At 39.4% G+C, this 7,724-nt stretch carries 8 protein-coding genes; all 8 read left to right on the top strand.

Annotation, left to right across the window (positions count from 1 at the left end):
- Positions 1 to 141: 141 nt before the first annotated feature.
- The 8 genes from RR45_RS04305 (at position 142) to metE (ending at position 7,624) form a co-directional block, all read left to right on the top strand.
- The gene (locus tag RR45_RS04305; RefSeq protein ID WP_031365446.1) at positions 142 to 2,019 is read left to right on the top strand and encodes an ABC-F family ATP-binding cassette domain-containing protein; all 1,878 of its coding nucleotides are present in this window, start codon (positions 142 to 144) and stop codon (positions 2,017 to 2,019) included.
- Positions 2,020 to 2,373, top strand: coding sequence for a DUF2200 domain-containing protein (locus RR45_RS04310; protein WP_031365447.1), 354 nt, complete (start codon positions 2,020 to 2,022; stop codon positions 2,371 to 2,373).
- Positions 2,370 to 2,654 (top strand): GNAT family N-acetyltransferase, encoded by a 285-nt coding sequence (locus tag RR45_RS11030; RefSeq protein ID WP_143188726.1) that lies wholly within the window; start codon positions 2,370 to 2,372, stop codon positions 2,652 to 2,654. Before RR45_RS04310 ends, RR45_RS11030 begins: the two co-directional genes overlap by 4 nt.
- Positions 2,582 to 2,968, top strand: a complete 387-nt coding sequence (locus RR45_RS04315) for a GNAT family N-acetyltransferase (protein ID WP_084463426.1) — start codon at positions 2,582 to 2,584, stop codon at positions 2,966 to 2,968. Before RR45_RS11030 ends, RR45_RS04315 begins: the two co-directional genes overlap by 73 nt.
- 4 nt (positions 2,969 to 2,972) lie before the next feature.
- On the top strand, positions 2,973 to 3,812 hold the full coding sequence (locus RR45_RS04320; RefSeq protein WP_031365448.1) for a thymidylate synthase: 840 nt from the start codon (positions 2,973 to 2,975) through the stop codon (positions 3,810 to 3,812).
- Between the two features lie 141 nt (positions 3,813 to 3,953).
- A complete protein-coding gene (locus RR45_RS04325; RefSeq protein WP_084463428.1) occupies positions 3,954 to 4,763 on the top strand; it encodes a threonine/serine exporter family protein in 810 nt (269 codons plus the stop codon).
- Between the two features lie 18 nt (positions 4,764 to 4,781).
- Positions 4,782 to 5,249 carry a threonine/serine exporter family protein gene (locus RR45_RS04330; RefSeq protein ID WP_031365450.1) on the top strand — a complete coding sequence of 156 codons (468 nt, stop codon included), beginning with the start codon at positions 4,782 to 4,784 and terminating at the stop codon, positions 5,247 to 5,249.
- A 119-nt stretch (positions 5,250 to 5,368) separates the two neighbouring features.
- Positions 5,369 to 7,624 (top strand): 5-methyltetrahydropteroyltriglutamate--homocysteine S-methyltransferase, encoded by a 2,256-nt coding sequence (metE, locus tag RR45_RS04335; RefSeq protein ID WP_031365451.1) that lies wholly within the window; start codon positions 5,369 to 5,371, stop codon positions 7,622 to 7,624.
- Positions 7,625 to 7,724 lie beyond the last annotated feature (100 nt).

Below are 7,724 nucleotides of genomic sequence, written 5' to 3' on the forward strand. Positions count from 1 at the left end.
ATTTTCGACATAACACTGTTATGCCTTCAAAATATTGCCTTGTCTTGACAAAATTTAATACTGAAAAGTGCTTAACATTTTAAAGAGAAATAGTATAAGATGTCACAAATTGAAATCTCAGAAGGAGTAATCATGGCGACAATGACTGATTTTCGTGTCGAAAATTTAACTAAATCTGTTGGCGATAAAACGGTTTTTTCACAGCTTAGTTTTATCATTCATCCTTTGGATAGGATTGGCCTAATTGGGGTGAATGGCACAGGTAAGACAACATTACTGGATGTGATTTCAGGAAAGTTAGGCTTTGACGGTGATCATTCACCGTTTTTTGGCCGTAATGATTTTAAAATTGAATACTTGACACAGGATCCACAGTTTGACGGCGAACTTTCTATTATGGATGCGATTTTATCGGATGAGTTACCACAAATGCAAGCCATAAAGCGCTATGAACAGGCTTTAATAGAGCTGACGCAAGATGCGACGAATGTCAAATTGCAAGAAAATCTCAGCAAAATTGAAGCACAGATGACTGCGATAGAAGCATGGGAGGTTGAAAATCAAGTCAAAACAGTTTTATCAAAATTAAAATTACCAGATTTAACAGCACAGATAAAAAATCTATCTGGCGGTCAAAAACGTCGTGTTCAGTTAGCACAAGCCTTGCTCAATCCGGCAGACTTGTTGCTCCTAGATGAACCAACCAACCATTTAGATGTTGATACAATCGCTTGGTTGGAAAATTATCTTAAAAACTCGCGTCAGACCGTTTTATTTATTACACATGACCGGTATTTCTTGGACAATCTTGCAACGCGTATTTTTGAGTTAGATAGTGGCAATTTGATTGAATATCAGGGAAATTACCAGGATTATTTGCAGCAAAAAGCTGAAAATGATGAACGTGAATCAGCCCAACAGCATAAGAATAAACAACTCTACAAACAAGAATTGGCCTGGATTCGCAAGTCACCGCAAGCTCGGGCAACCAAGCAACAGGCGAGAATTGACCGTTTTGAGGACATCAAAAAAGAGGTTCAAAGTGTGACGACATCAGATGATTTATCAATCAATGTCGCTACTTCTCGTATCGGCAAAAAAGTGATCAATTTCAGTCATGTTAACTTTGCCTATGATGCTGATAAGGTGATTCTAAAAGATTTTAATCTACTTGTTCAAAATACGGATAGAATCGGTATCGTTGGTAATAACGGAACGGGTAAGTCTACTTTACTCAATCTCATCAGTGGTGATTTAGCGCCAGATTCAGGTCTTGTTGAGATTGGTGAAACGATTAAAATCGGCTATTTTTCGCAACAAATTCGCGGACTGGATGACTCTAAACGTGTGATTAATTTCTTACAAGAAGTGGCAGATAATGCCCAAACATCGTCTGGCGAGTCGATTTCAGTCGTCAATTTACTGGAACAATTTCTTTTTCCACGCACCACACATGGCACCTTGATTGAAAAATTATCAGGTGGTGAGAAAAAACGCTTATATCTACTGAAAATCTTACTTCAACAGCCTAACGTTTTGCTGTTAGATGAGCCGACAAATGATCTCGATATCGCAACTTTAACCGTCCTTGAAAATTTCATCCAGCATTATCAAGGCGTTGTTATCACCGTCAGCCATGATCGCTATTTCTTGGATAAAGTTGCTAAAAAATTACTGGTGTTTGACAAGGGAACGGTTACCGAAGTTCACAAACTTTACTCAGATTATTTGGCTGATAAGCTAAAAGACGAAAAAAATATCGCAAAGTCTGAAATCAAGCCAGTCGTTAAAGAGAAAAGTGTCGAAAAACGCCGGATGTCGTATGCCGAGAAACAAGAATGGGCAACCATAGAAGATGACATTGCTACGTTAGAAGCCGATATCGCAAGCATTGAAACCGAGATGACTGAAAATGGTGCAGACTTCACAAAACTAGGTGACTTACAAGCAAGATTAGATGACAAAAATGCAGATTTATTAGCCAAGTATGAACGTTATGAATACTTATCGGAGTTTTAAATGACAACCAATCCTAGAATTTTAAAGATGACATTTTCTTCGGTCTATCCCTTATACCTAGCGAAAGTCGAAAGAAAAAATCGCTCGCAAGATGAGCTTGACCAAGTCATACTATGGCTGACGGGTCTTGACCAAGAAACTTTGGCGAATTTTATCGTATCAGAGGCAACATTTCCAGAATTTTTTCAAGCGTGTATACTGAACCCTAAGTCTGCCACCATTACCGGTAGCATCTGTGGGGTCAAGGTGCAAGAGATTCAGGATCCGCTGATGAAGAAAATTCGCTTGTTAGATAAGGTCGTTGACGAGCTGGCACGTGGCTGGTCGCTAGAAAAAATTAGAAGAGAAAAATGACTTTATCAACGGATAAGATAATGGATGAAACGGTAGAGATATTGTCGCTTGCCAAAACTCGCACTTTAGATTTGGAGCGCGTGGTATTGCGACCTTTGACGCTGGCAGATTTAAGCGATTACCACGAATTGACGAGTGATGATGCGGCTTTAAAGTATGATTATCCAGCTCATCAAAGTATTGAAGAGAGTGAGGAGATGTTAGTCAAATGGCATCTGTCTATCCCTTTTGGAAAATATGGTGTTTACCACAAAAGGATGCTAAAATCATTGGGAGTGTGAGTATTCGGCTGGGAGAAAACGCTGACGCCTATATTGGTTATACGTTTAATCAGAATTATTGGCATAAGGGCTATGCCACAGAGGCTGTCAGTGCGCTCATTCAGCTTGTTTTCACACAAACAAAGCTAAGCCTTGTTTTGGCAGAGGTGGATCAAGAAAATACAGCTTCGGTTTCTCTTCTCAAAAGATTAGGTTTTAAATTCCTGACTAGAAAAGAAAATATCAAAAATGCAAGAGGTCGTTTGATTGGTGAGGACACTTATTTACTTGAAAAATCAGAAATTCGCAATCAGCAGTCAAAAATGATAAAATAAGCCTATGAGAAAAGCAGATAAAATTTTTATTGATAACATCAACAACATTTTAGAAAATGGTGTCTGGAGCGAGAACGCACGGCCTAAGTATAAGGATGGCAAGACCGCAAACTCTAAGTATATCACGGGTGCTTTCGCCGAGTATGACTTGAGTAAGGGTGAATTTCCGATTACGACTCTGCGACCGATTGCTATTAAGTCAGCGATTAAAGAGCTGCTTTGGATTTATCAGGAGCAGACGAGTGATCTTGATGTTCTCGAAGATAAATACGGTGTGAAGTACTGGCATGAGTGGGAAGTTGGCGATTCTGGTAATATCGGATTGCGCTATGGCGCGACGGTTAAAAAACACGATATTATCACAAAGTTGCTGGATGGTTTGGCTAAAAATCCTTGGAATCGTCGAAATATCATTAATCTCTGGCAATACGATGATTTTGAGGCATCGGAAGGGTTGTTGCCATGTGCTTTCATGACCATGTTTGATGTGCGTCGTGTTGGGGATGACATGCTCTTAGATGCGACGCTGACACAACGTAGCAATGATATGTTAGTTGCTCACCATATTAATGCCATGCAATATGTGGCTTTGCAGATGATGATTGCTAAACATTTCGGCTGGCAAGTTGGTAAATTCTTCTATTTTGTCAATAATTTGCATATTTATGATAATCAGTTTGATAATGCGAAAGCATTATTATCACGAACCCCTTCTGATAAAAATCCAATACTCAAATTAAATGTTCCTGACGGGACGAATTTCTTTGATATCAAGGCTGAAGATTTTGAATTGGTCGATTATGAGCCTGTTAAACCACAATTGGCATTTGAATTGGCGATTTAAGCTGTTTATTAGCCAATGCTTGATGAACAGGAGGGCATCGAACTCAATCGTTGTCGATTCTAATACGACATTTTGTGTCGTGATTTAAGCACGTTATTCAACGTGCTTTTTCTTGAAAATTTTACTGGGGATAAGCTACTTATGATGGATAGTATAACGACGAAATTAAACGATGAGGCCTTGGCACCACATATTTCAGAAGCGCATCTTCTGATGGATGCCTGTCTTTTAGCGGGTGAAATTCTGATGGCTAATGGGTCTGAAATTACGCGTGTGGAAGATGTCATCTTACGGATTGGACGAGCTGCTGGTATTGAAAAGTTGCAGGTTTATGCGCTTTTAAATGCGATTACAGTCAGTTTTCCAACTCAAGGCTTGACGCAAATGCGTACTATTCCACCACGCATTCAAACCATGGATATGGAAAAAATCGTGGCTGTTAATGATTTGACACGAAAATTTACAGCACACCAGATGTCTTTAGTAGAACTGCACGATTGCCTCAGTCAAATTGACCGTACCATTCCGACTTTTCCAGTTTGGTTGCAAATTTTAGGTGCGACATCTGTATCAGTGTCGTTGATGGTTATGTTGACAAAATCGGCAGCGCCAATTAATCTTTTTTTGACTGCTATAACGAGTTGTCTTGCTTATACAATTTATTTGATGATTCGAAATCGCTTTAATATGCGCTATTTTGCATTATTTGTTGCTAGTGTGTTGATTTCTTTGATGATGCTAGTGAGCTCGCATCTTTTTAAGTCGCCATTTGACCCAGATATTGTGATTGTTGGTGCTGTCATGCCTTTTGTTCCTGGTGTTGCACTAACCAATGCTGTTCGAGAAATCATGGCTGGTAATTTTATTTCAGGACAAGGACGGATAATTGAAGCCTTGCTATCTGCAGCATCAGTTGGTTTAGGCATCGCCTTGCTGTCATTTTTCTACTGATTAGAAGGAGAAATCGTCGTGGTTATTTTTCTAAATCTGGTTGGTCAAACTATTTTGGCTTATATCAGTGTTTTTTCTTTTGGGTTCATACTCAATATTCCTAGAAAAACTTTGAATCGTGCGGGGATCGTTGGTGCCTCTGCTTGGTTGATTTATGAGCTGGTGTTTGTTTTGACCCAGCATCTTTTAGATAAAAATTGGCGGATTGTACTAGGCACCTTACTAGCAAGTACGGTCATTGGGGTGATGAGTTTAAGCATGAGTCGCGCCCAAAAAGTGCCCGTTTTGATTTATAATATTCCAGGAATTTTTCCTTTAGTACCAGGAGCTCAAGCCTATCAAGTGGTTAGAAATTTAGTTGTTGGTAATCGGGAGGTAGCAGGACAAAATTTTGAACTTCTGGTTATCATTGCTGGTGCTATTGTTATTGGGTTCTGGATAGCTGAAATTATTAATCGTTTACGGTCAATTAAACCTCTAACTTAAGCTAGAGGTTTTTAATATAGCTATTAACTATAACAAATAGCTGTTTTTATATATTTTACAACTATATCACGAGGTGTTAAAATAAGTCATATTAAAACTAAAACCTAAAGGGGACTTCTATGACAACATCAATTATCGGCTATCCACGGATTGGCGCTCATCGTGAATTGAAATTTGCGACCGAGAAATTTTTTAGACAAGAATTATCAGAAGCGGGTTTACAAGCAGTCGCTGCTGAGCAACGCAAAGAAAACTGGCAAAAACAAGCAGCAGCGGGTATTGATTTCATTGCATCCAATGACTTTTCTTTTTATGATACAACATTAGATACTGCTTTTGCACTCAACATTATTCCAAAGCGTTATCAGAACTTGGCTATTTCACCACTAGAAAAATACTTTGCAGCAGCACGTGGGCACCAATCTGAGGTAGGAGATGTTAAAGCGTTAGCCATGAAAAAATGGTTTAATACTAACTATCATTACATGGTCCCTGAGTTTGATGATGGGACGACAATTCAACTTGATTTGACGAAATTATTGTCGGAGTATCGTGAAGCATTAGCGCTTGGCATTACGACAAAACCAGTTTTAATCGGGCCTTTCACACTTTTGAAATTGATTCGTTTCACAGGTCAAACGCAAATTTCTGATGTGCAGAATGAGTTGGTTAGGGCTTATGCTGAGATTTTATCACAGCTTGTGACAGAAAAAGTCGAATGGCTCCAGCTAGATGAGCCAGCGCTTGTGTTTGACCTCACAACTGAAGACATTAGCTTGTTTAAAGCCATTTATGCTGACTTATTACCTCAAAAACAGACGGTCAAAATTCTGCTCCAAACCTATTTTGGTGACGTGCGCGATATTTATACTGACTTAATTCAGCTTGATGTTGATGGCATTGGACTTGATTTTGTCGAAGGTAGAAAGACAGCTGAACTGATAGCGACACATGGCTTTCCGACAGATAAAAAGTTATTCGCAGGAGTTGTGAATGGTAAAAATATCTGGCGAAATGATTATCAGAAAACGCTCGATATCCTGGCGACATTGCCCAAAGCATCAGTCGTTATTGGGACATCATGTAGTCTGCAGCATGTCCCCTATACCGTGAACGCTGAATCTGAGTTGTCCCAGGATATTTTACGCCATTTTGCATTCGCAGAAGAAAAATTGCTAGAGTTAAAAGACTTAAATGACATTTTCTGCCATGGTCAAGAGGATAGTTTAACAGCAAATCAAGTATTATTCGCAGCGAAACGCTACCAAGGCAATCGAGCCGTTCAATCGAAAGTAGCTGCTCTAGGAGATGCTGACTTCACCAGAACCCCAGATTTTTCAGAGCGAGAAAACGTTCAAAAAGCCATTTTTCAACTCCCGAAATTACCAACAACTACCATCGGCTCTTTTCCACAAACAGCAGATGTTCGTAAAAATCGTTTAAATTTCAAACGAGGTGAAATATCAAAAGCTGAGTACGACACCTTTAATCAAGAAAAAACTAAAGACTGGATAAAATGGCAAGAGCAAGTTGGTTTTGATATTTTAGTTCATGGTGAGTTTGAGCGCAATGATATGGTTGAATATTTCGGAGAAAAACTTGACGGCTATATCTTTACAAAAAATGCCTGGGTTCAGTCTTACGGTACCCGTTGTGTGAAACCACCGATTGTTTGGGGAGACATTGCTCGCATTCAATCTCTCACAGTAGAAGATGCAGTCTATGCTCAAAGTTTGACAGATAAAACGCTCAAAGGTATGTTAACAGGTCCAGTGACCATTCTCAATTGGTCATTTCCACGAGAAGACATTTCACTCAAAGTCTCAACCTTACAGATAGCCTTAGCGATTCAAGAAGAAGTACTTGATTTAGAGCAAAATGGCATCAAAATCATCCAAATAGATGAAGCGGCACTTCGAGAAAAGTTACCTTTGCGCCAAACCGATTGGCATAGTGAATATCTTGATTGGGCGATTCCAGCCTTTCGTCTGGTCCATGCCAAAGTTGCGCCTGAAACGCAAATTCATACTCATATGTGTTATTCGGAATTTACCGACATCATCTCAGCTATTGATGCCATGGATGCAGATGTTATCTCTTTTGAGGCTAGCCGTAGTGATTTATCGATCCTCGACGCACTTCAAGCCAATGGTTTCAGGACACAAAATGGCCCTGGTGTTTACGATATTCACAGCCCGCGTATCCCTTCTGTTGGAGAAATTCAAGACGTCATTCGACGTATCCTTACAAAAGTGCCAGTAGAAAAACTCTGGATAAATCCAGACTGTGGACTCAAAACTCGTGGAGTAGCAGAAGTCAAAGCTAGTTTAGAAAACCTAGTTAAAGCAACACAAGGTATTCGCTCTGAACTATGATGACTGAGCAATAATGAATGGTGCTTTAAATTTAAAAAGATTGAAAGTTGTTTCTAGCAGCTCTCAATCTTTTTGGTTCTTTGTCAAATCGTGTGGGAAA

The sequence above is a fragment of the Pseudolactococcus chungangensis CAU 28 = DSM 22330 genome (assembly GCF_002441885.1).
GTDB classification, from domain to species: Bacteria; Bacillota; Bacilli; order Lactobacillales; family Streptococcaceae; genus Pseudolactococcus; species Pseudolactococcus chungangensis.